The 26005-nt window shown below is 34.7% G+C and carries 22 protein-coding genes and 1 other RNA gene; 21 read left to right on the top strand and 2 right to left on the bottom strand.

What is annotated here, in order from left to right; translation table 11 throughout:
- Positions 1 to 71: 71 nt before the first annotated feature.
- From tpiA to B7R65_RS03760, 4 genes are all read left to right on the top strand, one after another.
- Positions 72 to 827: a triose-phosphate isomerase gene (gene tpiA / locus B7R65_RS03775; protein WP_088041418.1), complete on the top strand. Its 756-nt coding sequence runs from the start codon at positions 72 to 74 to the stop codon at positions 825 to 827.
- Positions 827 to 2359: a 2,3-bisphosphoglycerate-independent phosphoglycerate mutase gene (gpmI, locus tag B7R65_RS03770; protein ID WP_088041417.1), complete on the top strand. Its 1533-nt coding sequence runs from the start codon at positions 827 to 829 to the stop codon at positions 2357 to 2359. The genes tpiA and gpmI overlap by 1 nt, the downstream gene beginning before the upstream one ends.
- Before the next feature lie 66 nt (positions 2360 to 2425).
- Positions 2426 to 3721, top strand: a complete 1296-nt coding sequence (gene eno, locus B7R65_RS03765) for a phosphopyruvate hydratase (protein ID WP_088041416.1) — start codon at positions 2426 to 2428, stop codon at positions 3719 to 3721.
- Between the two features lie 414 nt (positions 3722 to 4135).
- On the top strand, positions 4136 to 5377 hold the full coding sequence (locus B7R65_RS03760) for an MFS transporter (protein WP_088041415.1): 1242 nt from the start codon (positions 4136 to 4138) through the stop codon (positions 5375 to 5377).
- A gap of 67 nt (positions 5378 to 5444) precedes the next feature.
- Here B7R65_RS03760 and B7R65_RS03755 read toward each other — a convergent pair whose 3' ends face one another.
- Positions 5445 to 6008, bottom strand: a complete 564-nt coding sequence (locus B7R65_RS03755) for a DUF2238 domain-containing protein (protein ID WP_088041414.1) — start codon at positions 6006 to 6008, stop codon at positions 5445 to 5447.
- 411 nt (positions 6009 to 6419) lie between these two features.
- On the opposite strand from B7R65_RS03755, the gene B7R65_RS03750 reads away from it, so the two are divergent.
- Both B7R65_RS03750 and secG read left to right on the top strand, forming a co-directional pair.
- The gene (locus tag B7R65_RS03750) at positions 6420 to 7346 is read left to right on the top strand and encodes an alpha/beta fold hydrolase (protein ID WP_088041413.1); all 927 of its coding nucleotides are present in this window, start codon (positions 6420 to 6422) and stop codon (positions 7344 to 7346) included.
- A gap of 80 nt (positions 7347 to 7426) precedes the next feature.
- Positions 7427 to 7657, top strand: coding sequence for a preprotein translocase subunit SecG (gene secG / locus B7R65_RS03745; protein ID WP_088041412.1), 231 nt, complete (start codon positions 7427 to 7429; stop codon positions 7655 to 7657).
- Positions 7658 to 7770: 113 nt separating this feature from the next.
- Here secG and B7R65_RS03740 read toward each other — a convergent pair whose 3' ends face one another.
- Positions 7771 to 8259, bottom strand: coding sequence for a DinB family protein (locus B7R65_RS03740; RefSeq protein WP_088041411.1), 489 nt, complete (start codon positions 8257 to 8259; stop codon positions 7771 to 7773).
- 320 nt (positions 8260 to 8579) lie between these two features.
- Between B7R65_RS03740 and B7R65_RS03735 the strand changes: the two genes are divergently transcribed.
- From B7R65_RS03735 to ggt, 15 genes are all read left to right on the top strand, one after another.
- Positions 8580 to 9320 carry an alpha/beta hydrolase gene (locus tag B7R65_RS03735; RefSeq protein ID WP_088041410.1) on the top strand — a complete coding sequence of 247 codons (741 nt, stop codon included), beginning with the start codon at positions 8580 to 8582 and terminating at the stop codon, positions 9318 to 9320.
- Between the two features lie 72 nt (positions 9321 to 9392).
- Positions 9393 to 11828 (top strand): ribonuclease R, encoded by a 2436-nt coding sequence (gene rnr / locus B7R65_RS03730; RefSeq protein WP_088041409.1) that lies wholly within the window; start codon positions 9393 to 9395, stop codon positions 11826 to 11828.
- A 249-nt stretch (positions 11829 to 12077) separates the two neighbouring features.
- Positions 12078 to 12545: an SsrA-binding protein SmpB gene (gene smpB, locus B7R65_RS03725; RefSeq protein ID WP_088041408.1), complete on the top strand. Its 468-nt coding sequence runs from the start codon at positions 12078 to 12080 to the stop codon at positions 12543 to 12545.
- A 223-nt stretch (positions 12546 to 12768) separates the two neighbouring features.
- Positions 12769 to 13126, top strand: a transfer-messenger RNA (tmRNA) gene (ssrA, locus tag B7R65_RS03720).
- Positions 13127 to 13450: 324 nt separating this feature from the next.
- Complete coding sequence (locus B7R65_RS03715; RefSeq protein WP_088041407.1) at positions 13451 to 13831, top strand: hypothetical protein; 381 nt, start codon at positions 13451 to 13453, stop codon at positions 13829 to 13831.
- A gap of 17 nt (positions 13832 to 13848) precedes the next feature.
- Positions 13849 to 14448 carry a VanZ family protein gene (locus B7R65_RS03710; RefSeq protein ID WP_088041406.1) on the top strand — a complete coding sequence of 200 codons (600 nt, stop codon included), beginning with the start codon at positions 13849 to 13851 and terminating at the stop codon, positions 14446 to 14448.
- 395 nt (positions 14449 to 14843) lie between these two features.
- On the top strand, positions 14844 to 15434 hold the full coding sequence (locus tag B7R65_RS03705; protein WP_179194758.1) for a TetR/AcrR family transcriptional regulator: 591 nt from the start codon (positions 14844 to 14846) through the stop codon (positions 15432 to 15434).
- A gap of 188 nt (positions 15435 to 15622) precedes the next feature.
- Positions 15623 to 17821 carry a YhgE/Pip domain-containing protein gene (locus tag B7R65_RS03700; RefSeq protein ID WP_088041404.1) on the top strand — a complete coding sequence of 733 codons (2199 nt, stop codon included), beginning with the start codon at positions 15623 to 15625 and terminating at the stop codon, positions 17819 to 17821.
- 516 nt (positions 17822 to 18337) lie between these two features.
- Positions 18338 to 18787, top strand: a complete 450-nt coding sequence (locus B7R65_RS03695; RefSeq protein ID WP_088041403.1) for an Lrp/AsnC family transcriptional regulator — start codon at positions 18338 to 18340, stop codon at positions 18785 to 18787.
- A 208-nt stretch (positions 18788 to 18995) separates the two neighbouring features.
- Positions 18996 to 19937: a nickel ABC transporter permease gene (gene nikB / locus B7R65_RS03690; protein WP_088041402.1), complete on the top strand. Its 942-nt coding sequence runs from the start codon at positions 18996 to 18998 to the stop codon at positions 19935 to 19937.
- Between the two features lie 23 nt (positions 19938 to 19960).
- Entirely contained in the window at positions 19961 to 20866 is a 906-nt protein-coding gene (locus B7R65_RS03685; protein WP_179194757.1) for an ABC transporter permease, read from the top strand.
- A 12-nt stretch (positions 20867 to 20878) separates the two neighbouring features.
- Positions 20879 to 22402, top strand: coding sequence for a glutathione ABC transporter substrate-binding protein (locus B7R65_RS03680; RefSeq protein ID WP_088041401.1), 1524 nt, complete (start codon positions 20879 to 20881; stop codon positions 22400 to 22402).
- 7 nt (positions 22403 to 22409) lie between these two features.
- Positions 22410 to 23396 carry an ABC transporter ATP-binding protein gene (locus B7R65_RS03675; protein ID WP_088041400.1) on the top strand — a complete coding sequence of 329 codons (987 nt, stop codon included), beginning with the start codon at positions 22410 to 22412 and terminating at the stop codon, positions 23394 to 23396.
- The gene (locus tag B7R65_RS03670) at positions 23383 to 24393 is read left to right on the top strand and encodes an ABC transporter ATP-binding protein (RefSeq protein ID WP_088041399.1); all 1011 of its coding nucleotides are present in this window, start codon (positions 23383 to 23385) and stop codon (positions 24391 to 24393) included. The genes B7R65_RS03675 and B7R65_RS03670 overlap by 14 nt, the downstream gene beginning before the upstream one ends.
- Positions 24383 to 25993: a gamma-glutamyltransferase gene (gene ggt, locus B7R65_RS03665; protein WP_088041398.1), complete on the top strand. Its 1611-nt coding sequence runs from the start codon at positions 24383 to 24385 to the stop codon at positions 25991 to 25993. Before B7R65_RS03670 ends, ggt begins: the two co-directional genes overlap by 11 nt.
- Positions 25994 to 26005: the final 12 nt, after the last annotated feature.

Genomic DNA, 26005 nt, shown 5'->3' with positions numbered 1-26005 from the left:
GATTGAATGATAAAAAGTTGAATAATTAGTAGGATATATGGTCTTACAAATAGTAAGGATGGTGTTTTCCCATGCGTAAACCGATTATTGCAGGTAACTGGAAGATGAATAAAACGCTTAGCGAAGCAATTACATTCGTTGAAGAAGTAAAAAATAACATTCCAACATCAGATAAAGTAGATTCAGCTGTTTGTGCATCTGCATTATTTCTTGCTCCGATGGTGGATGCAGCAAAAGGTACTGACTTGAAAATTGGTTCTCAAAATGTAAGTGACAAAGACAGCGGTGCATACACTGGAGAAATTAGCCCAGTAGCACTTAAAGATCTTAATGTAACTTATGCTATTATTGGACACTCTGAACGCCGTGAATACTATGGTGAAAATGATGAGTTTATTAATAGTAAAACAAAAAAATCATTTGAACATGGTATTACACCAATTCTTTGCTGTGGTGAAACGCTAGAAGAACGTGAAGGTGGAAAATTTGAGGAAGTAATTCGTACTCAATTAACTGCTGGTCTAGCAGATTTAACTGAAGATCAAGTAAAGAGTTTAGTTATTGCTTATGAACCAATATGGGCAATTGGAACAGGGAAATCTGCAACTGAACAGGACGCTCAAGATTCTTGTAAGTTTGTTCGTGATGTAGTAGCAGGTCTTTATAATAAAGAAGCTGCAGATGCTGTAAGAGTTCAATATGGTGGAAGTGTAAAACCTGAAAATATTAAAGAATATATGGCACAACCTGATATTGATGGTGCGTTAGTTGGTGGTGCTAGTCTAGAACCAGCTTCTTTCTTAGCTTTATTGGAGGCTGTTAAGTAATGAGTAAAAAACCAGTAGCTTTAATTATTCTTGATGGATTTGGTTTGCGTGATGAAACATTTGGAAATGCTGTTGCACAAGCTAACAAACCAAATTATGATAGATATTGGAATAAATACCCACACGCTCAATTAACAGCATCTGGCGAGGCAGTTGGACTTCCTAAAGGGCAAATGGGTAATTCAGAAGTTGGCCATTTAAACATCGGAGCTGGTCGTATTGTTTATCAAAGTTTAACTAGAGTGAACAAGGCAATACGTGAAGGTGAATTTGAAAAAAATGATACGTTCATTGATGCAATAAAGACTGCAAAAGAAAAAGATAAAGCATTACATATTTTTGGATTACTATCTGATGGTGGTATTCACAGTCACATTAATCACATGTTTGCTTTGTTAAAACTAGCAGCTGAAGAAGGTATGAAAAAAGTTTATGTTCATGCATTCCTTGATGGAAGAGATGTTGGTCCAACTACTGCTAAAAAATATATTGATTTAACGGAAGATAAGTTTAAAGAACTTGGTGTAGGAGAGTTTGCTACCATTTCTGGCCGCTATTATTCCATGGACCGAGATAAACGTTGGGACCGCGTAGAAAAATGCTATCGAGCAATGGTTTACGGAGAAGGACCAACATACACTAATCCGTATGAATTAATTGAGGATTCATATTCGAATGGTATCCACGATGAGTTCGTATTACCTTCTGTCATTCTAAAAGAAGATGGTAAACCTGTTGCAACAGTTGAAGATGAAGATTCTATAATCTTCTATAACTTCCGACCTGATCGTGCTATTCAAATCTCGAATGTATTTACAAATGAAGATTTCCGTGATTTCGATCGTGGGAATGAATTCCCAAAAAATGTTCACTTTGTTTGTTTAACACATTTTAGTGAGACTGTTCAAGGTTATGTAGCATTTAAACCAACAAACCTAGATAACACCTTAGGTGAAGTTCTTGCTCAAAATAATTTAAATCAATTGCGAATTGCTGAAACTGAAAAATATCCACACGTAACGTTTTTCTTTAGTGGAGGTCGTGAAGCACAATTCCCAGGTGAAGAACGCATCTTAATTAATTCACCTAAAGTTGCAACTTACGATTTAAAACCAGAGATGAGTGCGTACGAAGTGAAAGATGCATTGCTTAAAGAAATCGCTGATGATAAACACGATGTAATTATCTTAAACTTTGCAAACCCGGACATGGTTGGACATTCGGGTAAACTAGAACCAACAATTAAAGCGATTGAAGCTGTAGATGAGTGTTTAGGTGAAGTAGTAGATGCGATTATTGCAAAAGGTGGAAAAGCGATTATTACAGCTGACCACGGTAATGCTGATGAAGAAATTACACCAGAAGGTCAGCCAATGACTGCTCATACTACAAACCCTGTTCCTGTAATTGTTACGGAAGAAGGAGTTTCTTTACGTGAAGATGGAATCTTAGGAGATTTAGCTCCAACAGTTCTAGATTTATTAAAAGTAAAACAGCCAAATGAAATGACTGGTAAATCACTTATTAAATAAGTGATCAGTTAATATATAAAAAGTTTTAAACTAAGCGTATATCGCAAATAAAGGAGAGATTTTATTATGTCAATGATTATTGATGTTTATGCTCGCGAAGTATTAGATTCTCGTGGTAACCCTACAGTAGAAGTAGAAGTTTACACTGAAGACGGCGGCTTCGGTCGTGCGTTAGTTCCAAGTGGTGCTTCAACTGGTGAATATGAAGCAGTTGAATTACGTGATGGAGACAAATCTCGTTACCTTGGTAAAGGTGTTGAGAAAGCAGTTTCTAACGTAAATGATATTTTAGCTGAAGAAATCGTTGGATACGAAGTAACAGAACAGGTTGCAATCGACCGTCGTATGATCGAGCTTGATGGAACTGAAAATAAAGGTAAATTAGGTGCTAACGCAATCCTTGGTGTATCTATGGCAGTAGCACGTGCAGCAGCTGATGAATTAGGTTTACCATTATACCAATATCTTGGTGGATTTAACGCTAAACAATTACCAGTTCCAATGATGAACATCATCAATGGTGGTTCTCATGCTGATAACAATGTTGACTTCCAAGAGTTCATGATCTTACCTGTTGGAGCTAGCAGCTTTAAAGAAGCAATCCGTATGGGTACTGAAATCTTCCATAACTTAAAAGCAGTTTTACATGGTAAAGGCTTAAACACTGCTGTAGGTGATGAAGGTGGATTCGCTCCAAACCTTGGTTCAAACCGTGAGGCTTTAGAAGTAATCATGGAAGCTATTGCAAAAGCAGGTTACAAAGCTGGTGAAGAAGTATTTTTAGGAATGGATGTAGCTTCTTCTGAATTCTACAATAAAGAAACTGGTAAATATGATCTTGCAGGTGAAGGACGCACTGGTGTATCTTCAGCAGAAATGGTTGATTTCTATGAGGGACTTTGCAATGATTTCCCGATTCTTTCAATCGAAGACGGTTTAGATGAAAATGACTGGGATGGTCACAAGTTATTAACTGATCGTTTAGGTAATCGAGTTCAATTAGTAGGTGACGATTTATTCGTAACTAATACTAAGAAATTATCTGAAGGTATCGAAAAAGGTATCTCTAACTCAATCCTTATCAAAGTTAACCAAATTGGTACATTAACTGAAACTTTTGATGCAATCGAAATGGCTAAACGTGCTGGTTACACTGCAGTTGTTTCTCACCGTTCAGGTGAAACAGAAGATAGCACGATTGCTGATATCGCAGTTGCTACAAATGCTGGTCAAATCAAAACTGGTTCTGCTTCTCGTACAGATCGTATCGCTAAATACAACCAATTATTACGTATTGAAGACGAGTTAGGCGAATGCGCAGTATACCAAGGTTTATCAAGTTTCTATAACTTAAGAAAATAATAAAATCAAAACTATGTGCAGTAACAAAACAAAAAATAATCCATTATAGACATTTAAAAAGAGAAGGATCGTCACCTTCTCTTTTTTTGTATTTAAATTGAGTCAATCAGGTCAAATGCAATTGTTGGATTAAGTAAATCAATTACTTGAACGAAGTCATACAGACAATTAACAAAAACCTCTTGTTTATGTGTATTTTTCTCACGATAAAACAAGAGGTTTTTTATGTAAATTTTTGATTACGATTTACGTGTAAATAGAAAAATTTATAAAAAGCATTGATGTTTAATCAAACTTGATGTTAATATAAGAATATATGTTCTTGAGAACGTTAGTTCTTGTTCTGGGCATAAACTGTGAATTTTTACATATGTTGTTTTGAACCAAAGAAAATAAGATTAGAGAGGTTAAAAAATGACTAATACTACTTCAAATCCTTCAATGGCTTCTTTGTTAAAAAATCGTTTTATTCAGACGATTCTTTCAGCAGGTTTGTTTATCCAAGTTGGTATATGGATTCGTAATTTTGCAATTTTATTATTTGTTATGGATAAAACGAATGGAGATGCAACGGCTATATCGCTTATTTCTGTTGCTGAATTTGCACCAATATTTATTTTTTCATTTATCGGAGGAACTTTTGCAGATCGTTGGCGACCAAAGCGCACAATGATTTGGTGTGATCTATTAAGTGCTGCATCAATTTTTGTAATATTGCTGGCACTATTGTATGGAACTTGGAAAGTCGTGTTTTTTGCAACATTGGTCTCTGCGATTTTGTCGCAGTTTTCACAGCCTTCTAGTATGAAGTTATTTAAGGTTCATGTACCAGGAGAACAAATGCAAGCTGGTATGTCCATATTCCAAACAATGATGGCAATCTTTATGATTCTAGGTCCGGTTTTAGGTACTTTTGTTTTCCAACAAGCAGGTATTTATATTTCAATGAGTATAGTAGGTATTGCTTTTCTACTATCTGCTGTTGTATTAACGAAACTACCAAAAGATCAAATTGAAGAAAAGGCTGAGAAAACTACTTCCTTGTGGGAAGAAATGAAGTTAGGCTTTAAATACGTTTGGTCTCGTAAAATTCTTGTTACATTAGGTGGAGTATTTACAGCTGCTGGATTAGGCCTAGGTTTTATTCATCCTTTAGCGATATTTCTAGTAACTGAAAGATTAGGTTTAGAGAAAGATTATCTACAATGGTTATTTGCAGCAAATGGAGCGGCTATGATTATTGGTGGTGGCGTTATTATGGTAATTTCTAATAAAGTTGCACCACATATTTTGTTAATGCTCGGTATGGGTGTTACAGCAATCGGTATTTTTGTAATGGGCTGGTCCGAGTCCTTTTGGCTCACTTTATGCTCTGAATTCTTTATGGGTCTATTTATGCCGGCACTGCATATTGGTATAAATACAATTATTTTGAAAAACACGGATGAAAGTTTTGTTGGAAGGGTAAACGGAATATTAACACCTTTATTTATGGGTTCTATGGTCATTACGATGAGCTTGTCGGGAATTCTAAAAGAGCAATTCTCTTTATTCTCTATTTATCAAGTTTCAGCTTTACTATTCGTCATCGGGATAATCATTATGATTCCGATGTTCAAAATAATGAAACAAGTAGTTGTTGAAGCAAAATCATAAACGAAAGAGAAGGTAGATCACCTTCTCTTTTTTGTGCGTAAATTGGTAGAGCGAGTCGCTTCCAGAATCATTTTATTTTTGATCTCCTTGCAATCCAATAAGCTATGATTAATGCGCCAGTTGTATCTGCTATTAAGTCAGTCATTGTATCGAAGTTACCTCCACCTTGAGTGGAAGTACCAAGGAATTGGTCTGCACTGAATTCATAAATCTCCCAAAGAACCCCTCCAAACACACCGAAAGCTAGGACAAATAGGAATATAAACCAAGCGGACATTTCACTTCTCGATTTATCTGTTGAAAGCTTACCCATTAAATCGATTGCTAGAAATGAAGTCAATGAACCACTTAAAAAGTGTAGCAATATATCCCACCAGCCCAATGAATAAAATTTTAGCATCGCCCCTAAACAGAGCGAGGCAACTAAAAACGCAAAGTATGCAAGAATAAAGGGGGACGTAAAATGAAGCTTAAAGACTTTGTCTAAGATGAGCGGAATAAGTCCACAAATAACACCAGCAATTGCAATTTGAAATCGATAATGATCTCCATTTAAATAGAACACGAAAAATAAAATAAACATTAATATTGTAAAACTAATACTCAGTATTGTTTGAATATTTCTCTTCATATACAACACCTCATTAAATACATATATAAACTTGTAGGAAAAAATTCATTACTTACGAATTCTAATCAAAGTCTAATAAGATAAGGTTAATAAAACCACAGTCATAAATGTTTATAGTTGGATAACAATTTTATTGATTGCTGGTACTGGAATGGTGGTCGTATGAAAATTGAGAGAAGTGGAATTGATATGAGGAGGAGAATGATCAAATTTCTCGAATAGTTTAAAGGTAATATTTGGTATACTATTAAAATGTATTTACAACCATTTATAAAATGAATTTTTAATTTTGTTATCCAAGTGGTTAATATGTGATGAACTTTTAATCAAACACATACAAATAGAAATAATCTAATAAGGTGTCTTTTTACTTATTTTATTTAATGACTTATGAAATGAAGGGGAATAAAAATGAATAACTGGGAAGGGTTAATTTCGGCTGAAGACAGAACGAAAATATACTTGAGAAAATATATCCCGAATGAACCAATAGCCGTCGTTCAAATTGTTCATGGAATGGCAGAGCATGGGGGAGCATATGAGAAATTTATAGAATTTTTAGTTCAAAATCAGTTTGCTGTTTTTATTCATGATCAAAGAGGACATGGAAAAACAGCAAAAAACGAAGATGACTTAGGTTACTTTGGTAATCAAATAAAATGGGAAGATATTGCAAAGGATATCATTTATATTAGTAAATTGATAAAAAATGATTTTAATTTACCTCTTATCTTGTTCGGACATAGCATGGGTTCTTATTTGAGTAGACGTGTTGTTCAATTGGATGGTGCGTTGTACGATGGTTTAATCATATCAGGTACAGGGTTTGATCCAGGCATTTTAAGGACGTTAGGCGTCTTTCTTTCAGGAACGGAGTCATTAATTATTGGGGAAAATAAAAGGAGTAAATTATTAGACTTTTTAACTTTTGGAAACTTTAATAATCATTTTAAGTTTCCAAGAACAAAATATGATTGGTTAACAAGGGATGAAGCAGAAATTGATCGATATATTAAAGATCCATTCTGTGGTTTTATTTGTTCATCAAGTTTTTATCATGAATTACTAAAAGGAATCGGTATTATTCATCGAAAAGATGAGTTGAAAAGAACTCCTAACACACTTCCAATCTACATATTCTCTGGAAGTAAAGATCCGGTTGGACAAAATGGTGAGGGTGTTAAAAAAGTTTATGCAGCTTATAAAAATATAGGATGTACCGATGTTACAATGAAGCTATATGATGAGGGGCGCCACGAGATGCTTCATGAAATAAATAAAGAGGAAGTCCATCACGATGTGAAAAATTGGATAGATCTGCATATATTAAATAATTAATAAGCTACTTACTCATCTTGAAGTAAATTGTTCTTCATAGTAAAATGATAAGTAACAGTGTTTACTGTGGAGGTGAAGAAATGCATACGTTTTTATCTATTGTTCTAATTATCGTGTCAGTACTTATGATTGTTCTTGTTTTACTTCAATCAAGTAAAAGTAATGGACTAGGTGCGATTTCTGGTGGTGCTGAGCAACTTTTCGGCAAACAAAAAGCACGTGGATTTGAATTAGTTTTACAACGTATAACAGTTGTTGTAGCAATTTTATTCTTCATTTTAACAATTGCTGTAACTTATTTTAAACTGTAATAAACTAGCTACCTTAACTCGAGGTGGCTTTTTTATTTGATGTTATCATTTCACGTCTTTAAGTTAAAATTGAAAATAGAGAAGACAACCTGATAATAAGGTTGTCTTCAGTTTTACTTCTTAAGTTGTTCCCATTCTTCTTTGCTTGGACCATACATACCTGGGATTACTAAGCCAGCTTGTCTCATTAGTACAGTCATTTGACCTCGGTGATGGGTCTGATGCTGAATTGCCATTCGAAGTAAAGCAAATAGAGGCATTTCAAAACCAAAAGCGTTGATTATTTCTTTTAAACCTTCGTCATTCCAATTTGATTTTGCTGCTTCAATCATTGCATTGCTTACTTCAGAATATTTTTCAGCTATTTCTTTTGCTGTACCTGGCATTTCATCTTGATAAGCTGGAGCTTCGAATTGCAAACCAGATTCAGAGATGATATCTTTAATAGATGTTGTAACATGCCATGCTAATTCCCCTAATGATTTTAGGTCATCCCCTATTGATTGTTCTAGAGAATCATCCGTCATTACATTTAGCAATTTTAACGTACGATCTGCTTCTTGTGTCCATTCTGTAATAAACTCTTTAACACTAATAAACATATAAATCCTCCTTCGTACTATTTAATATACAAACATTATTAATACCCTACCTTTAATTAAATCATAACCAGCTATTAAAAAAAATCTCTTTATTGGTAAATCTTTCAAATGAAAGGTAAAATAAAAGAACACTTCTTTACGTAAGCTTTTATTTTTTGAATTGTAATGATTAGTTATGTTATAAACGTTTGTTTATTTAACCTTAATGTGGGAAAAATTAACGTGCGAGTTCAGTTTACATATAATTTTTAGTCAAATAAAAGAGATAAAACGAAGGAATGTTAAGAATATAGGATAGAAAAGTGTTGGAGTGAGTATATATGAAAGTATCAATGCCAAAGCCTTTTACATTTGAAGGCGGAGAGCGTGCAGTATTATTGTTACACGGATTTACGGGTCATTCGGCTGATGTTCGAATGTTAGGTCGATTTTTAGAAAAACAAGGTTATACATGTCATGCACCACATTATAAAGGGCATGGAGTTCCACCAGAAGAATTAGTTCATACTGGGCCTAATGATTGGTGGCTAGATGTAACTGATGCATATCAATTTTTAAAGGATAGAGGGCATCAAAAAATTGCTGCAGTAGGTCTTTCATTAGGAGGAGTTTTCGCATTAAAGCTTGGTTATACGGTTCCTTTAAATGGAATTGTAACGATGTGTTCTCCTATGTACATAAAAAGCGAAGAAATAATGTATGAAGGAGTTCTTGCATACACTAGAGAGTTTAAAAAACGTGAAGGTAAATCTGAAGAACAAATTGAAATAGAAATGGAAGAGTTTAAAAAAGCACCGATGAATACATTAAAAGAGCTTCAAGCATTAATAAAAGAGGTTCGTGAAAATGTAGACACGGTATATGCACCTACTTTTGTTGTACAATCAAGAGTTGACGAGATGATTAACACAGATAGTGCGAATATTATTTTTAATGAAGTTCAATCAGATCAGAAAAAATTGAAATGGTACGAAAATTCAACACACGTAATCACATTAGGTAAAGAAAGAGATTTGTTACATGAAGACATTCTATCGTTTCTTGAAGAATTAGAATGGTAAGATTGTGTTAATCTGGACAAACTTTATATAAAAGACCCTTTAACTGATTGGTTAGAAAAAGGAGGGAAAAGGATGCAAGAATTTCAGGAATGGAAAGATAAGTTATTAGCTTTAATGAAAAATGAAGAATATAAACCCTTAAATATCCAGGGAATCGAAGAGGTCTTACAATTAACTGATGCAGTAGACTTTCGTGAAGTAGTAAAAGCCTTAGTTACATTAGAAGATGAAGGCTTCATTGTACGGTCTCGTAATAATAAATATAGTTTACCTGAGCAATCAAATTTGGTAAGAGGTAAATTAACAGGGCATGCCCGAGGATTCGCATTTGTGATACCTGAGGAAGCAGGTGCCGAGGACGTATTTATTTCACCGTCCGATTTAAATGGAGCACTTCATGGTGATATTGTTTTAGCGCGAATTACGAAAGAGAAAAGTGACGCTCGTCGTGAAGGTACAATCGTCAAGATACTTGAGCGCGGTCAAACTAAGATGGTTGGAACTTATCAAGCACAGAAGAATTTTGGATTTGTGGTACCTGATGATAAACGATTTGGCAGCGATATATTTGTAACGAGAAGTAATTCTCAAGGTGCTGTTGAAGGCCATAAAGTAGTTGTTGAACTTACTCAGTTTCCTGAGAACGGAAAAAATGCTGAAGGTATTATCGTTCAAATACTAGGACATAAGAATGATCCGGGTGTAGATATCCTTTCAGTGATTCATAAGTTTGGACTACCGCAAGAGTTTCCTAAAGAAGCGATGGACCAAGCAAATGCTGTACCTGAAGAAATTGATGAAGCGGATATTGGAACTCGTCGAGACTTAAGAAGCGAACAAATCGTAACAATTGACGGAGCAGATGCAAAAGATTTAGATGATGCTGTAACAGTTACGAAACTAGATAACGGAAATTATAAATTAGGTGTACATATTGCTGACGTTTCATACTATGTGACAGATAATTCTCCAATTGATCAAGAGGCTTATGATCGTGGGACGAGTATCTATTTAGTCGATCGTGTAATCCCTATGATACCTCATCGTTTGTCGAATGGTATTTGTTCATTAAATCCTCAAGTAAATCGTTTTACACTTTCATGTGAAATGGAAATCAATCAAAAAGGTGAAGTCGTAAAACATGAGATTTTTGAGAGTATCATTAAAACGACAGAACGAATGACATATAGTGATGTAAATAAAATCTTAGATGATGAGGATGTTGAGTTAAGGGAACGTTATGAACCTTTAATTCCAATGTTCGAGGAAATGGCTCAATTAGCTAAAGTATTACGTAATAGACGTATGACTCGTGGAGCGATAGATTTTGACTTTAAAGAGGCAAAGGTACTTGTGGATGAAGATGGTCATCCAAATGAAATCGTATTACGCGAACGTTCTACAGCTGAAAAATTAATCGAAGAATTTATGCTTGTTGCGAATGAAACAGTTGCTGAGCATTTCCATTGGTTGAACGTACCGTTTATTTATCGTGTACATGAAGATCCAAAAGAAGAAAAGCTGCAACGCTTTTTCGAATTTATTGCAACTTTTGGATATACAGTGAAAGGCGCAGCAAACGAAATTCATCCAAGAGCATTGCAACAAGTTCTTGAAATGGTGAATGGGAAGCCTGAGGAAACAGTTATCTCTACAATAATGCTACGTTCAATGAAACAAGCGAAATATGAAGCGGATAATCTTGGCCATTTTGGATTGGCAGCAGAATTTTATACACATTTTACATCTCCAATACGACGTTATCCAGATTTAATCGTACATCGATTAATACGTACTTACTTAATAGATCGTAAAATGGATGCTGATACAAAGCGTGAATGGGATGATAAACTACCATCAATAGCTGAACATGCTTCTAATATGGAGCGTCGTTCTGTTGAAGCAGAGAGAGAAACGGATGATCTGAAAAAAGCAGAGTACATGCTTGATAAAATTGGTGAAGAGTATGAGGGGATTATTAGTTCTGTAACGAATTTTGGTATGTTCATTGAATTGCCAAATACAATCGAAGGACTTGTACGCGTAGCTGATTTATCTGATGATTACTATAATTACGATGAGCGCTCTTATGCGATGATTGGCGAGAGAACTGGAAAGATCTTTAGAATTGGTGATGAAGTAGCCGTTCGAGTAGCCAATGTAAATAAGGAAGAGCGAGCAATAGATTTCGAAATTGTTGGTATGAAGTCCAATAAGCCTCGTCGAAACGGCGGAAGAGGACCTGTGAATCTAAATGATGGAGGTCCTGGTGGAAGAGGCCGAGGACGTGGAAGAAATTCATCAGATAGAAATACTGACAGTGCTCGAGGTGGAAAATCTCGTGGTCGCAGAAGCGATAGTTCATCTTCAAATGGAGAAAAAGAAGGTGGAGGACGTAGCGGTCAAACGCGCAATAAAAGAGATGACCGATTTAGTCCAACAAAAAGCAAGAGTAAAAAGAGAAAACCTTTCTATGATAAAGTAGCAAAAGGTAATAAAAAGAAATAGATAAGAATAAAACAGTGAGCAATGTAATTGTTCACTGTTTATTTCATATGATAAGAAAATATAAGTTGGCAATTAGGAAGGCAAACGGTGAGGTTATCCAAATCTAAAAACTGAGTATAATTGCAACTACTTCTCTGTCTTCGCCTAAAAGGTTCATCAGTCGACGAGTTTTCTTTATTGGATTGTAGGTACATAGTATACGATTATGATTTATGGTAAAATAAGTAACAATAGCGAGGTGTAAGAGAAATGCCAAAAGGTGAAGGGAAAGTTATTGCTCAAAATAAAAAAGCATATCATGATTATTTCATTGAAGAAACATACGAAGCTGGTCTCGTATTACAAGGTACAGAAATAAAATCATTACGTGCGGGAAAAGCTAACTTAAAGGATTCGTTTGCCCGAGTTCAAGGTGGCGAAGTATGGCTTCACAATATGCATATTAGTCCGTATGAACAAGGTAATCGATACAATCATGAACCATTACGTACGAGGAAATTATTATTGCATAATAAAGAAATCGTAAAGTTAATCGGTTATACAAAAGAAACAGGTTACACATTAGTTCCTTTGAAAATTTATTTGAAAAATGGTTATGCCAAATTGTTACTTGGACTTGGAAAAGGTAAGAAACAGTTTGATAAACGTGATGATTTAAAGAAGAAAGAAGCAAAACGTGAAGTAGAGCGTGCATTCCGAGATCGTCAAAAGTCGTAGTCAAATTAAATGGATAATTGTTGAAGGATTACCAATCTGTTAGCTAAATAGAAACAATTGTTAATTGCATCTTATGGTGTATATGCTATAATAAGTTTGTAAGTTAATCACCACTTAAACGAGCACAGCAGTGCAGATTTTATAGATTATGAAGCTTTTGTTTCCGCTTCGTAAGTCACTCATAGCCACTTTAACTGAAATATGTTAGGTGTGCACTTTATATGGGGACGTTACGGATTCGACAGGGGTAGTTCGAGCTTAGGTTGCGAGTCGAGGGGTCGGCCTCGTTAAAACGCAAAAGCCAATAACTGGCAAAAACAACAATTTCTCTTTAGCTGCTTAATTGCACTAAAGGCTCCTCCTATGTATCGCCCATGTGCATAGCTTAGAGGGGTTCACTCATTAGTGGGCTACGCCGGACCTCGCCGTCTGAGGGGAATGGAAGAGATTAACCAGACTAGCTACTAGGAAGCCTGTCAATGGGCTGATTAGTATGCGAAATACTAATATGTTGACTACACTCGTAGAAGCTTAAGTGCCGATATTTCTGGACGTGGGTTCGACTCCCACCGTCTCCACCAATACATACTGTTGGTGGTTTTTTTATTTTGAGACTTTAACCATTTGTTTGCATTAATGTAGGTCTTATGCTTAATAATATTTAATACTAAAAAGCTCTTGAAACATTGGTTCACAATGATTCAAGAGTTTTTTTGTTTTGTGTAAATAATCTGACAGAAATAAGAATAATTTGGTAATTTCATAAAGAGTTCAAATTAGAAATAATAAGAGATACAAATTAAGTGGTAAATTTTATATGTATATTAATATATTATTAGTTTCCTCATTCTGAAAGAATCTAATTCTAAATTAATATAAAAATAATTGAACTAGGAGTGTTATGTATGAAGAAGAAAATTGTTTGTATAATGTGTTTAGCTCTTCCAATGTTAGCTAGTACAGTAGGATCCGCCTCGGCAACTCAGTCTTACGATGGGAAACTAACTGGTTACTTAGAAACGAAAAATTCTTTTAATACCTCCAATGGATGGATACATGTAAAACACGAACAATATAGTGCCTTGGGAAAATCAATAAAAATTACACCTCTAAAGAAAAATATCTTAGGAGTATTTACCCCAGTTTCTGACTCAGTACAACCTTTTTCTGGTGATAGGACAGTTACTTATCAAGAAGGAGTTAGCAATGGTGAGTACAAGCTTGCATTCGATGTATCAAAAGGAGCAAATACATCATATTTAGGTGTTAGAGGTGAATTCTGGTAAGAGAGTGTAAATATTTAATGAAAAAGATTATATATAAAATATTTATATTATTATTATCAACACTAATCGTATTTTTCTTAATGCGTGAAATTTTAGGAGAACTCCTCTCTAGACTTATTCCCTATGCAAATTCAGTATTTGGCTATAGTGTATTTGTGTGTTTGATACTGATACTAAATACAATAATTAATGTTTTTATTTACTACAAAAAAAACAAAAAAATTTATATCAGTAAATTTGGATTTGCAGTTTTTACGATTTCTTATATCCTTTTACTAGTATCCGTTCTATTTTCAAGAAATTCTCTTGGAAATCATTATCGAAATAACTACACCCCTCTTAAAACCATTTGGGGATATCTAAACAGTAATGCTGATTTTATTTATATCTTTTCGAACTTAATTGGAAATATTGTTATTTTTATTCCATTAGGATCAGTCATTTTTTATTTTTTGCATAAATATATGAGAGATTCTATGTGTATTTTTATATCAATTTTTATAGTGAATTTACTAGAATTAATCCAAACAAACTATATTGTTGGCAGTTTCGATATTGATGATATACTTTTAAATTCTCTAGGTGTATTCTTAGGAATTAAAATTTTAGCTAAATAAAGTAGATATATTATACTAAATGATTACAAGATAAGTGAGTAAAACTATTATTAAGCGTAGATTGTCGAGTAAGACAATCTATGCTTTTTTAATTTGGGTCAATTTTTCTTTTAATGGCATAGATAAAACAAAGTTTATAAGTCAAAATAGTGTGTAAAATTAAATGATGATTAAGATTAAGAACTAATAGGGAGTGATTTATTAAAAATATATTAAAAAAGTAAGTGTTCACTTACTTTTTGTTGACGAAGTAATCTTTGGTTACTATACTGAAAAAGTGAATAAACACTTACTTTTTTATATTGATTAAAACTAAAACTAAATTTTAGATTTGTGTATATTTTAATGTTGTATTTTCGAAACTTTCATTTGTCTATTCTTTTAGGAGGTTTATGGTGAATAAGGGAGAAAGAACAAAGCAGCTAATACTTGATAAATCTAAATACCTTTTTGCTAAAAATGGATATAACGGTACGACAATTAATCAGATTGCAAAAGAAAGTAAGATTTCTGAAGCAACCATTTATAAATATTTCAAAAGCAAGTTGGATGTTTTAATTACTTGTGTAAAGCCTGATATTCATGAGGATTCAATGAATGAGAATTTCAGTGAATATACGATTGAGCAATTACTTAAGTTGTATGTAGAAAAGAGAATTAAGTGGGTTGAAAAAAATCGAAGTCAAATTGAAATTTTAATTAGTGAAACGTTACGTCATCCTGAGCTATCAGAAATTTTCTTTCAGCAAATTTATCGCAAAACACCAATTGAAGAAGAAATAGAAACTAGAATGCTTGCAAAAGAAATAAATTTTCATCTTGAAATACCAATCCTAAGTTTAAGTATGATCACAACGATATTATCAATACTTAATCTGCAAAAAAATTTAATAGATGAAGATCCAGGTTATATTACGGATGAAACAACGAACAAAATTGTACAATTAGTATTATTTGGGTTAATAGGAAGAAAAGTTGTTGAATAGACTTAACAAGTGTAGAAATCTTAGTGAATTTCTTTTATATAGAAACAAAATTTAATTTTGGTAAATGGTTTAATATTACCTTTTGAGACGATTGTTGAAGGTAGTATTAAACAATTTGCTTGGTCCATTTTGACCGAAACACTTATTTGGTCAATTGGTCTGAATGAAATTTTTATAGGAGTGATAAAGTGTTAAAACAGGAATGGAAAAATATATTAAAGAAACCAATGATGATCGCTACGATTATAACGATCGGTCTGGTACCAATGCTTTATTCACTTATTTTCTTGTCTGCTTATTGGAATCCTTATAATAAAACAGAGAAATTATCTGTGGCAGTTGTAAATAACGATATAGGGACAGAATTCAATGATAAAAAGCTAAATGTAGGGAAAGATTTTGTAGATGGTTTGAAGGATAATCATTCGTTTAAATGGAAAATAACAAACAAAAAGAGAGCGATGAAAGGTTTAAAAGATGAGGATTATTATTTAGTCATCGAAATTCCTTCTAACTTTTCTAAAAATGCTGCTACATTACTTGATGAAAAACCACAAAAGATGAAATTAAACTATTATACGAATGCCGGTAAAAATTACGTAGGAGCTCAAATTGGGTCAAATGCAATAAAAGAAATAAATACAAAAATTTCAAAAGAAATTACAGAGCAATATGCAAAATCAGTTTTCAATAACTTTAAAGATATTGGAGATGGAATGCAAAAAGCCAGTGATGGAGCGAATAAAATAAATGATGGTGCTGAAAAGATCACGGATGGGACTAACACACTAAACAAAAATTTGAAAAAGTTAAATGATAGTATGTTAACATTTGAAAATGGTAGCTCTAAGTTGAAAAGTGGAGCGTTCCAGTTATCAGATGGTATTAAACAGTCAAATGATGGTGCAAGTAAATTAACGACAGGATTGAATTCACTTTTAGAGGGATCTGGTTCGCTAAAAGATGGTTCAAGTAACTTAAATAACGGACTTGCACAACTAGTTGACGGGAGTAAGAAAATAGAAGAAGGGTCATCAAAATTAGAAACTGGCAGCAGTCAATTAAATGATGGGCTTAAACAATCTTATGAAGGATCAGTACAACTACAAAAAAATGAAATAGGTTTAAATAATAATCTTTCTGCTACAAATAATAAACTGAAATCAATATTAAGTGACTTACAAAATAACTCTGGATCACTAAGTAATGAAGAATTACAGAAGAAAATAAGTGAATTACAAGCTGTTTCTCAAGGGTTGGATCAATTAACAAAGGGCAGCGATCAAATAAAAAATGGATTTGATCAAATAGTTTTAGCCCAAAATAAATTATACGAAGGCTCTAACAGTTTACTTGCTGGTCAAAAGGAGTTAAATGCTAATTTAAACGTATTTAATAGTAAATTACAGTTAGCATCTAATGGTGCAGAACAACTTTCGCAAGGGACTAATGACTTATATAATGGAACGAAACAGTTAACTGATGGAAGTACCTTACTTTCAACTGGTTTGGGAAGATTAAATATTGGTGGAGATCAATTAGTTCAAGGTCTAGATCAGTTAGATAATGGATCAAAGCAGTTATCAGATGGAACTAATAAACTATATAATGGCTCTGGAGATTTATTAAAAGGTGCAACCGACTTAACAAAAGGTACAACTAAACTTCATCAATCTTTAGAAGACGGTGGAGAGGAAGTAAACAAAGTTAAAACGACTGATACAAACGATAATTTCTTTGCAAGTCCTACAAAACTAGTAGCGCATAAATTAAATAACGTGAAAGAATATGGTGTGGGATTAACACCTTATATTTTATCAATAGGACTTTTTGCAGGCGGATTAATGTTCACTTCAGTTTACCCGATGAGAAAAAACTCTACTATTCCAACTTCAGGTATTGCTTGGTTTTTAAGTAAATATAGCGTGTTAATTTTTATGGGGATATTCCAGGCAATATTAGCTGATCTCGTCTTAATTTATGGAATGGGTCTTGATGTGAAAAACGTATGGTTTTTCTACTTGTTTACGATTATTTCAAGTTTAACTTTCTATTCATTAATACAGTTTTTAACTGTCACATTAGGAAATCTTGGACAATATTTAACTTTTATTATGATGTTATTACAAATTGGAGGAACTTCTGGTACATTCCCAATTTCACTAACACCAACATTTTTCCAAAATATCCATCCTTACTTACCTATGACTTATGCTATAAAAGGATTTAGAGAATTGATATCAAATTCAATTAATAATGGATATGTATGGGATCAAATCCTTTATTTAAGTGGGTTTGCATTAATCTTTATACTATTAACAAACATAACATTTATGATTCGTGTTAAATTACCTAAAAAAAGTCAATTAAGCGAAGAAAAACTATAAGACTAAATCAGGAATCGATTTAATATCAAAAAAGGATTGAACCCGTGTTAAATAGGGTCCAATCCTTTTATTTTAGGCTGTTTTCGTAATCAGTGCTGCTAGTTAACATGGAGAATTGTAGATTTACTCCATGATGCTCGCTTTCCGTGGGGCTGACGCTTGAGCCTCCTGTCGTAACGCACACACGATGTGGGGCATGCATGCGTTACGACAGGTTGACGTCGTGGTATTAGCATGCCTACCTTTTTGACCACTTGCGTAAGTCCCACCTGTCCCATAACTTCCGTTTCAATCACTTTCTTCGCTTTCAGTTTGCTATAACAAAGCCCTTGTAAAAACAAAAATCTTTGAGAAAGGAGCCTATTTTTTATTTATTCGTTATGATAAAAGTGAATCAAAAGGTTCTTAGTTTCAATAGAAAGTGTCTACACAATTACTCCTTATTGACTGCCTATGTTATATAACACATAATAATATTAAGAATACTTATCCATTTGATAGAAAAGTGGTGAATGAATGAAATTAAGTGCCATTGATAAAAGAATTCTTGAGATGCTAACAGCTAACGGTCGGATGTCTTACGCAGATATTGGAAAAGAGCTTAATCTATCAAGAGTATCAATTCGTGAACGTGTGCACCAATTAATAAACAATGGAGTAATAGAGCGATTCTCAGTTGTCATAAATTCTGAGAAAGTAGGTAAAGGTGTATCTGCTTTCTTTGAAGTAGATTGTGAACCGGCATATTTAGTAGTAGTAGCTGAAGCGCTAGCGGATAATCCTGTAGTAGCGAGCTGCTATCAAATGACAGGTCCAAGTACGTTACATATGCACGTGCTAGTTGATGACTTCGTCAGTTTAGAGAAATTTATAAATAATGAATTATATGCTCTAGAAGGAATTACTAGAGTGGAGAGTCACATTTTACTACGCAGATTTAAAAGTAGAAGTGGCCTAAAATTATAATGTGTTTAAACGAGAGAAGATATCTCTCGTTTTTTTTATTTATTTTTTTATTTTTAAAAAGATTCAGAAAAGTGTGGAATGTTTTGTCGATACACGTTATAATCGGAAATAATCAAAAAAACTTACATTTGTTAAGTTAAATAACTATATGAATTAACATTTGTAGGTATTTTTTGTTAATTCATTTACAAACGGGGTAGGTGAAAAGATGGTAGCACTTATTTTAAGAAGGTTGTTTCAATTGTTTTTATTATTATTAGGTATCTCTTTTTTAGTTTTTGCTTCGATGCACCTTGCACCTGGTGATCCAGCATCAATTATTGGAGGACCTACAGCTACTAAAGCTGATCTTAATGCTATTAGAGAAAATTTGGGGTTAAATAGTCCTTTTTTGGTTCAATATTGGCATTATATATCAGATGTTTTTCATGGGAATTTAGGATACTCCTATCAAACGAAACAATCAGTAGCCGATGCAATTGCATTTCGATTTCCTAACACTTTCAGCCTAGCGATTGCAAGTATGGTTGTAGCAGTTGTAATCGGTGTAACAGCTGGAATTGTTTCAGCACTAAAGCAAAACTCATGGTTAGATGTTTCGAGTACAGTTATTGCTCTTGCAGGTATTTCAATCCCAAATTTTTGGTTGGGTGCAATCCTCATTCTTATATTTGGAGTTCATCTGCAAGTACTACCTGTTGGAGGTTTAGATTCACCCATTTGGACCATAGAAGGATTTAAGCAAATCATATTACCTGCTATTGCACTTGGGACAGCCTCCGCTGCGATGATAGCTAGGATGAGCCGTTCATCAATGCTGGAAGTCATTCGAGCAGATTACATTCGAACGGCAAGAGCAAAAGGTGTTAAAGAAAAATCAATTGTTTGGATTCATGCGTTAAAAAATTCAATGATACCAGTAATAACGGTAATTGGATTGAACTTTGGTTTTCTTCTCGGAGGAACAATTATTACTGAACAAGTATTTGCAATAAATGGAGTTGGAAGATTGATGATTGATGCGATTGCAGCTAGAGATTTTCCGATGGTTCAAGGAGCTGTATTGTTAGTAGCATCCATGTTTGTAATCGTGAACTTAATCGTGGATATTCTATACGTATTTATTGATCCAAGAATTAGCTACGACTGATGGGTTAGAAGGGAGGAATCATTTTGTCTGCTGAAGTAGTTATCAACAACATTAGTACAAAACAAGCAACCATAAAAAAGAAGGAAAAAGTTATCTTTCAAACGCTGAAACGGTTATTAAAAAATAAACTAGCCGTATTTGGATTAATTATCATCATCTTGCAGATTTTAATGGCGTTCTTTGCTCCTTTTATTACGTTTCATAATCCTATTAAACAAAATTTATCATTTACTGAGCTTCCTTTGTTTTCCGATGGACATTGGTTAGGTACTGATAATTATGGTCGTGATATGTGGAGCCGAATTGTATATGGGGCACGGATTTCACTTGAAGTTGGATTTTGTGCAGTTATTCTCGGACTAATTGGTGGTATAACAATTGGATTGCTAGCTGGCTATTATTCGAAACTAGACGGCTTACTTATGAGGTTAGTAGATTTATTATTTGCTTTTCCAGGTATTCTACTCGCAATGCTCATCATTGCAATTCTTGGAACAAGTTTAGTGAATGTAGCGGTGGCGATTAGTATTTGGTCGATTCCATCATGTGCACGAATTGTTCGCGGTTCTGTATTGTCAGTAAAAAAACAAGAGTACATACAAGCAATGAGATCTTTAGGAGCGAGTGATCTACGAATTATGGTAAAGCATATCCTTCCTAATTGCATGGCACCAATTATCGTATTTGCCACGATGAGGATGGCAACAGCTATATTATCGACAGCTTCACTAAGTTATCTAGGACTTGGTGCCCAACCACCTACACCGGAATGGGGGTCAATGATTGCTCAAGGACAAGCTTTTATGTTTACCTCACCACATATGACAATTGTACCTGGTATAGCTATTATGCTTATTGTATTTTCTTTTAATGTCTTAGGCGATGGATTAAGAGATGCTTTGGATCCAAATATGAATATTAACCAATAAGGAGTCGATTTTATGAAGAAATGGATGTTTATTGTAATTAGTACAGTGCTATTGCTTGCGGGGTGTTCTAGTAAAACGAGTAACTCAAGTAACTCAAAAAATGTGACGCAAGAACTTACATATGCTTCAACATCAGATGTTGTAGGGTTGTCACCGATCTTAACGAATGATTCAGTATCGGCGAATGTCATTAATCAAGTCTATGAAACTTTATTTAAACGAAACCCTAAAACAATGCAAATAGAACCATTATTAGCAGAATCATATGATAATCCAAATGATAAAACTTGGATTATTTCATTAAAAAAAGGCATTAAATTTCAAGATGGTACAGATTTTAACGCAGAAGCAGTAAAGTATACGTTTGATAAATTCCGTGATCCAAAAACCGCTGCTCCACGTGCATCATTATTAGAGCCAGTTGAATCAGTAAATGTGATTGATGATTACAAAGTAGAAATTAAAACAAAGTATCCGTATGGTCCTCTTTTAGCGGCACTTGCTCATACTGCTTCTTCTATAGTAAGTCCAGAATCGGATAAAAATAGTGATTTAATGAAAAAACCAGTTGGTACAGGCCCATTCAAGTTTGTTAGTTGGACACCTGGTGACGAAATTGTCCTTGAAGGCAATAAAGATTATTGGAATGGCGCACCAAAACTAAAAAAAGTTACATTTAAGGTCGTACCTGAGGTATCAACTGCAATCTCTATGCTACAAACTGGCAAGGTGCAATTTATTGATGCTTTACCAGCAGAACAAGTGAAACGCTTAGAATCTATTAAAAATGTAAAAGTATCAAAAGCAGAAGGAACTCCGGTTTATTATTTAGGTTTTAATATGAAAAAAGCACCAATGAATAATCTTGCATTCCGACAAGCGGTTGCTTATGGCTTAGATCGTAAAGCATATATTGGCCAGTTAAATGGATTAGGTATTGAAGGCAATAGCGTAATCGGACCAAAAGTCTTCGGTTATAACGAAATATCTGAAGATTCTGGCTACTCGTTTGATTTAGAAAAAGCTAAATCGCTTGTTAAAGATAATGGATTTGCTGGAAAAGAAGTGAAAATGTTGGTTCCAAACCGTGACATGTATTTAAAAATGGCTGAAATAGCTCAATCACAAATGACTGAAATCGGCTTAAAAGTGAAACTTGAAACGATGGAATGGGGAACTTTCCTCGATGCAGCAACGAAAGGTCAGTACGATGTAACATTTTTAGGATGGGCAAATAGTACTGCTGACGGAAGCGAATTATTATACCCGAATTTCCATTCTGACAATATTGGAACATCGAACCGTATTTCTTACAACAATCCACAGTTTGATCAATTAGTTAATGAATCTCGCCAAATAATTGATCCAAATGGTCGAAAAGAAAAACTAAAAGAGGCGAATGAATTATTAGTAAAAGATGCTCCTGTCATCGTTATGAATCAAGGAGTTGTTACATCTGCAGTAGATACATCTGTTAAAGGAATCGAAATAGACCCTACCGGTCAATGGTCTTTATATAACGTACATAGAGAGTAGGTATATCATGACGACTGAGCTTCTATCTGTAAATAATTTAGTAACAACGTTTCGAACAGCTGATGGTGAAATCCCAGCTGTTCGAAACATATCTTTTTCAGTTAATAAAAGCGAAACTCTATGTATTGTTGGTGAATCGGGTTGTGGAAAAAGTATCACTTCTTTGTCCATTATGGGTCTGTTACCAAGCAATGGTTCAATTAAAAGTGGCTCAATTAATTTTGAAGGAACTGATTTAACAAAGCTGAATAGTGAGGAATTAAGAAAAATAAGAGGGAATAAAATTTCGATGATTTTCCAAGAGCCAATGACAGCATTAAATCCAGTTCTTACAATTGGCTTTCAAATAAGAGAACCACTTATGATCCATCAGAAACTTTCAAAACAACAAGCAAATCAACAAGGAATAGAATTATTGAAGCAGGTTGGCATTCCATACCCAGAAAAACGTATGAACCAATATCCTCATGAGTTAAGTGGGGGAATGAGACAAAGGGTGATGATTGCTATTTCATTAGCATGTACCCCTGGGTTACTTATTGCAGACGAACCGACGACTGCACTCGATGTTACGATTCAATCTCAAATATTAGATTTAATTCAAGATTTGAAAGATCAGCTCGGCATGGGTGTTGTAATGGTTACGCATGACATGGGAGTTGTTGCCGAAATTGCGGATAAAGTAATGGTCATGTATGCAGGTGAGAAAATTGAAGAAGGTCCAGTAGAAGAGATTTTTAATAATCCAAGTCACCCATACACAAGAGGGTTATTAAATTCTGTACCGAATGTAGATGATCCAGACTTCGAATTGGAGGCTATACCTGGTTCAACACCAAGCTTAAATGAACATATTTCAGGTTGTCGTTTTCATCCGCGCTGTTTACATGCTACTGAACGTTGTAAAGCTGAAACACCAAATGAATTTATACTTGGGAATGGTCATACGGTTAAATGTTGGTTGAGTGAGGAGGATAAAAATGATACTTACTAAAAGTAAATCACCGCTACTTGAGCTCAAAAAGGTAAAAAAATATTATCCAATTCGTGGTGGATTACTAAAAAAGGTACAAGGTCATGTAAAAGCAGTAGAAGAGGTTAGTTTATCACTTTTAGAAGGTGAAAGCTTAGGAGTGGTTGGAGAATCTGGATGCGGTAAATCTACATTAGGAAAAACAATTCTAGGTCTCGAAGACATTACTGAAGGAAAAGTATTGTTTAAAAACAACGAAATACAACATTTAACGAATAAACATCGAAATGAATTTAAGAGAGAAATGCAAATGATATTCCAAGATCCATATGCTTCTTTAAATCCACGTCAGAGAATTGGTAATGCATTAGAAGAAGTTTTTGTCATGCATACAAAACTTTCGAAACAAGAGCGTAAAGAGAAGGTTCTTGATCTGCTGAGGGAAGTTGGATTAAATGCAGATCATTATGATAGATATCCACATGAATTCAGTGGTGGACAGCGTCAACGTATTGGAATTGCAAGAGCAATTGCCCTTAACCCATCGTTAATTATTTGCGATGAAGCAGTATCTGCACTTGATGTGTCTGTTCAAGCACAAGTGCTAAAACTGTTAAAGTCATTGCAATCAAAATATCAATTAACCTATTTATTTATCTCCCATGATTTGGGAGTTGTAAGATATTTTTGTGATCGAGTTTTGGTAATGTATTTGGGTAATACCGTTGAATTAGCTCCAGCGGACAAGTTGTATAAAAATCCTCTACATCCCTATACGAAAGCATTATTATCCTCAATTCCACGTCCTAAGGTTGGAAAAAGAGCTGAAAAAATTCGATTGACTGGTGAGATTCCTAATCCAGCTAATCCTCCATCGGGTTGTACATTCCGCACCCGATGTCCACTAGCGACGGATCTTTGTAAACAATTAAAGCCAGAATGGAAAGAAATTGAGGAAAACCATTTTGTAGCATGCCATCATGTAAACACAGAAGGAGTTGATATCAATGCATTTTGATCATTTATACAATCCATATTCAGCACAACGCCATACAACATTCGGAAAAAAAGGAATGGTGGCGACATCCCAGCCATTAGCGGCTCAGGCTGGGTTAGATATCTTAAAAAAAGGGGGCAATGCTATCGATGCTGCGATTGCAACTGCTGCAGCGCTAACGGTAGTTGAACCAACCTCGAATGGTATAGGTGGAGATGCCTTTGCATTAGTCTGGGTAAATGGCGAACTGCATGGGTTAAACGGGAGTGGACCTGCTCCAAAGGGCATTTCAATTGAAAAGCTCCGTGACCGAGGGGTTGAGAAGATGCCTACTCATGGTGTTATTCCTGTTACAGTACCTGGTGTACCAGCTGCTTGGGCAGCCTTATCTGAACGATTCGGTAGGTTGCCACTAGAGGAGGTTCTAAAGCCGGCTATTACACTTGCAGAAGAAGGTTTTCCGATTTCACCTATTCTCGGTAAGTTTTGGAATATCGCTTACGAGAAATTTAAAAAACAACTGACAACACCAGAATTTGCTGAGTGGTTTAAGACGTTTGCTCCAGATGGAAAGGTACCAGCAGTCGGTGATTTATGGTCGTCAAAGGCACATGCTGAAACTCTGCGTGCTATCGGATCTACAAATGCTGAAAGCTTTTATCGTGGTGAATTGGCAGAGAAGATAGCTTCCTTTATGAAGGAACATAATGGCTATCTAACTTACGAAGACTTAATGGATTATAAAGTTGAGTGGGTTAAACCTATTTCGACAAATTATCGTGGATACGATGTATGGGAAATCCCTCCGAACGGTCAAGGTATGGTGGCATTAATGGCATTGAATATTGCAAGAGGATTTGATTTTCCAGTAAAAGATGATGTTATTACATATCATAAACAAATAGAAGCTATGAAACTGGCCTTTACGGATGGAAAAACGTTCATTACTGATTCAGAATATATGGAAGTGGATGTAGACGAGCTTTTATCAGAAGAATATGCAGTTCGACGAAGAGAATTAATTGGTGAAAAAGCAATTGAACCTGAGAGTTACGTTCCACCTAAAGGTGGTACTGTTTACTTAGCAGCTGCTGATGGAGAGGGGAATATGATTTCCTTTATCCAAAGTAATTATATGGGTTTTGGATCCGGTATTGTTATACCTGATACAGGCATAGCACTTCAAAATAGAGGTCATGATTTTTCCTTAGATCCGGAACATCCTAATTCACTAAAGCCTGGGAAGAAAACATATCATACAATCATACCAGGGTTTTTAACGAAAAATGGTGAAGCTATTGGTCCATTCGGAGTTATGGGAGGATATATGCAACCTCAGGGACATGTTCAGGTAGTGATGAATACAGTAGATTTTCTTTTAAATCCGCAAAGTACATTAGATGCGCCGAGGTGGCAATGGATGGAAGGGAAAGCAGTATTAGTCGAACCAAATTTTCCTAACCATATTGTCCAAGCTCTTGCTCGAAAAGGCCATCAGATTCAAGTTGCGACTGATTGTAGCAGTTTTGGAAGGGGCCAAATAATTTGGCGTGACCCACAAACAGGAGTGTTAATGGGAGGAACAGAATCTCGAACGGATGGAGCGATTGCCGTTTGGTAAAGGAATGATTCA

Origin of the sequence: Bacillus sp. EAC (genome assembly GCF_002156875.1) — a bacterium.
GTDB lineage: Bacteria > Bacillota > Bacilli > Bacillales > Bacillaceae_G > Gottfriedia.
This window is presented reverse-complemented; position numbering and strand designations above follow the sequence as displayed.

Coding starts and splice junctions, on each gene's coding strand:
- tpiA (WP_088041418.1), top strand. CDS start 72: ATGCGTAAACCGATTATTGCAGGTAACTGGAAGATGAATAAAACGCTT.
- gpmI (WP_088041417.1), top strand. CDS start 827: ATGAGTAAAAAACCAGTAGCTTTAATTATTCTTGATGGATTTGGTTTG.
- eno (WP_088041416.1), top strand. CDS start 2,426: ATGTCAATGATTATTGATGTTTATGCTCGCGAAGTATTAGATTCTCGT.
- B7R65_RS03760 (WP_088041415.1), top strand. CDS start 4,136: ATGACTAATACTACTTCAAATCCTTCAATGGCTTCTTTGTTAAAAAAT.
- B7R65_RS03755 (WP_088041414.1), bottom strand. CDS start 6,008: ATGAAGAGAAATATTCAAACAATACTGAGTATTAGTTTTACAATATTA.
- B7R65_RS03750 (WP_088041413.1), top strand. CDS start 6,420: ATGAATAACTGGGAAGGGTTAATTTCGGCTGAAGACAGAACGAAAATA.
- secG (WP_088041412.1), top strand. CDS start 7,427: ATGCATACGTTTTTATCTATTGTTCTAATTATCGTGTCAGTACTTATG.
- B7R65_RS03740 (WP_088041411.1), bottom strand. CDS start 8,259: ATGTTTATTAGTGTTAAAGAGTTTATTACAGAATGGACACAAGAAGCA.
- B7R65_RS03735 (WP_088041410.1), top strand. CDS start 8,580: ATGAAAGTATCAATGCCAAAGCCTTTTACATTTGAAGGCGGAGAGCGT.
- rnr (WP_088041409.1), top strand. CDS start 9,393: ATGCAAGAATTTCAGGAATGGAAAGATAAGTTATTAGCTTTAATGAAA.
- smpB (WP_088041408.1), top strand. CDS start 12,078: ATGCCAAAAGGTGAAGGGAAAGTTATTGCTCAAAATAAAAAAGCATAT.
- B7R65_RS03715 (WP_088041407.1), top strand. CDS start 13,451: ATGAAGAAGAAAATTGTTTGTATAATGTGTTTAGCTCTTCCAATGTTA.
- B7R65_RS03710 (WP_088041406.1), top strand. CDS start 13,849: ATGAAAAAGATTATATATAAAATATTTATATTATTATTATCAACACTA.
- B7R65_RS03695 (WP_088041403.1), top strand. CDS start 18,338: ATGAAATTAAGTGCCATTGATAAAAGAATTCTTGAGATGCTAACAGCT.
- nikB (WP_088041402.1), top strand. CDS start 18,996: ATGGTAGCACTTATTTTAAGAAGGTTGTTTCAATTGTTTTTATTATTA.
- B7R65_RS03680 (WP_088041401.1), top strand. CDS start 20,879: ATGAAGAAATGGATGTTTATTGTAATTAGTACAGTGCTATTGCTTGCG.
- B7R65_RS03675 (WP_088041400.1), top strand. CDS start 22,410: ATGACGACTGAGCTTCTATCTGTAAATAATTTAGTAACAACGTTTCGA.
- B7R65_RS03670 (WP_088041399.1), top strand. CDS start 23,383: ATGATACTTACTAAAAGTAAATCACCGCTACTTGAGCTCAAAAAGGTA.
- ggt (WP_088041398.1), top strand. CDS start 24,383: ATGCATTTTGATCATTTATACAATCCATATTCAGCACAACGCCATACA.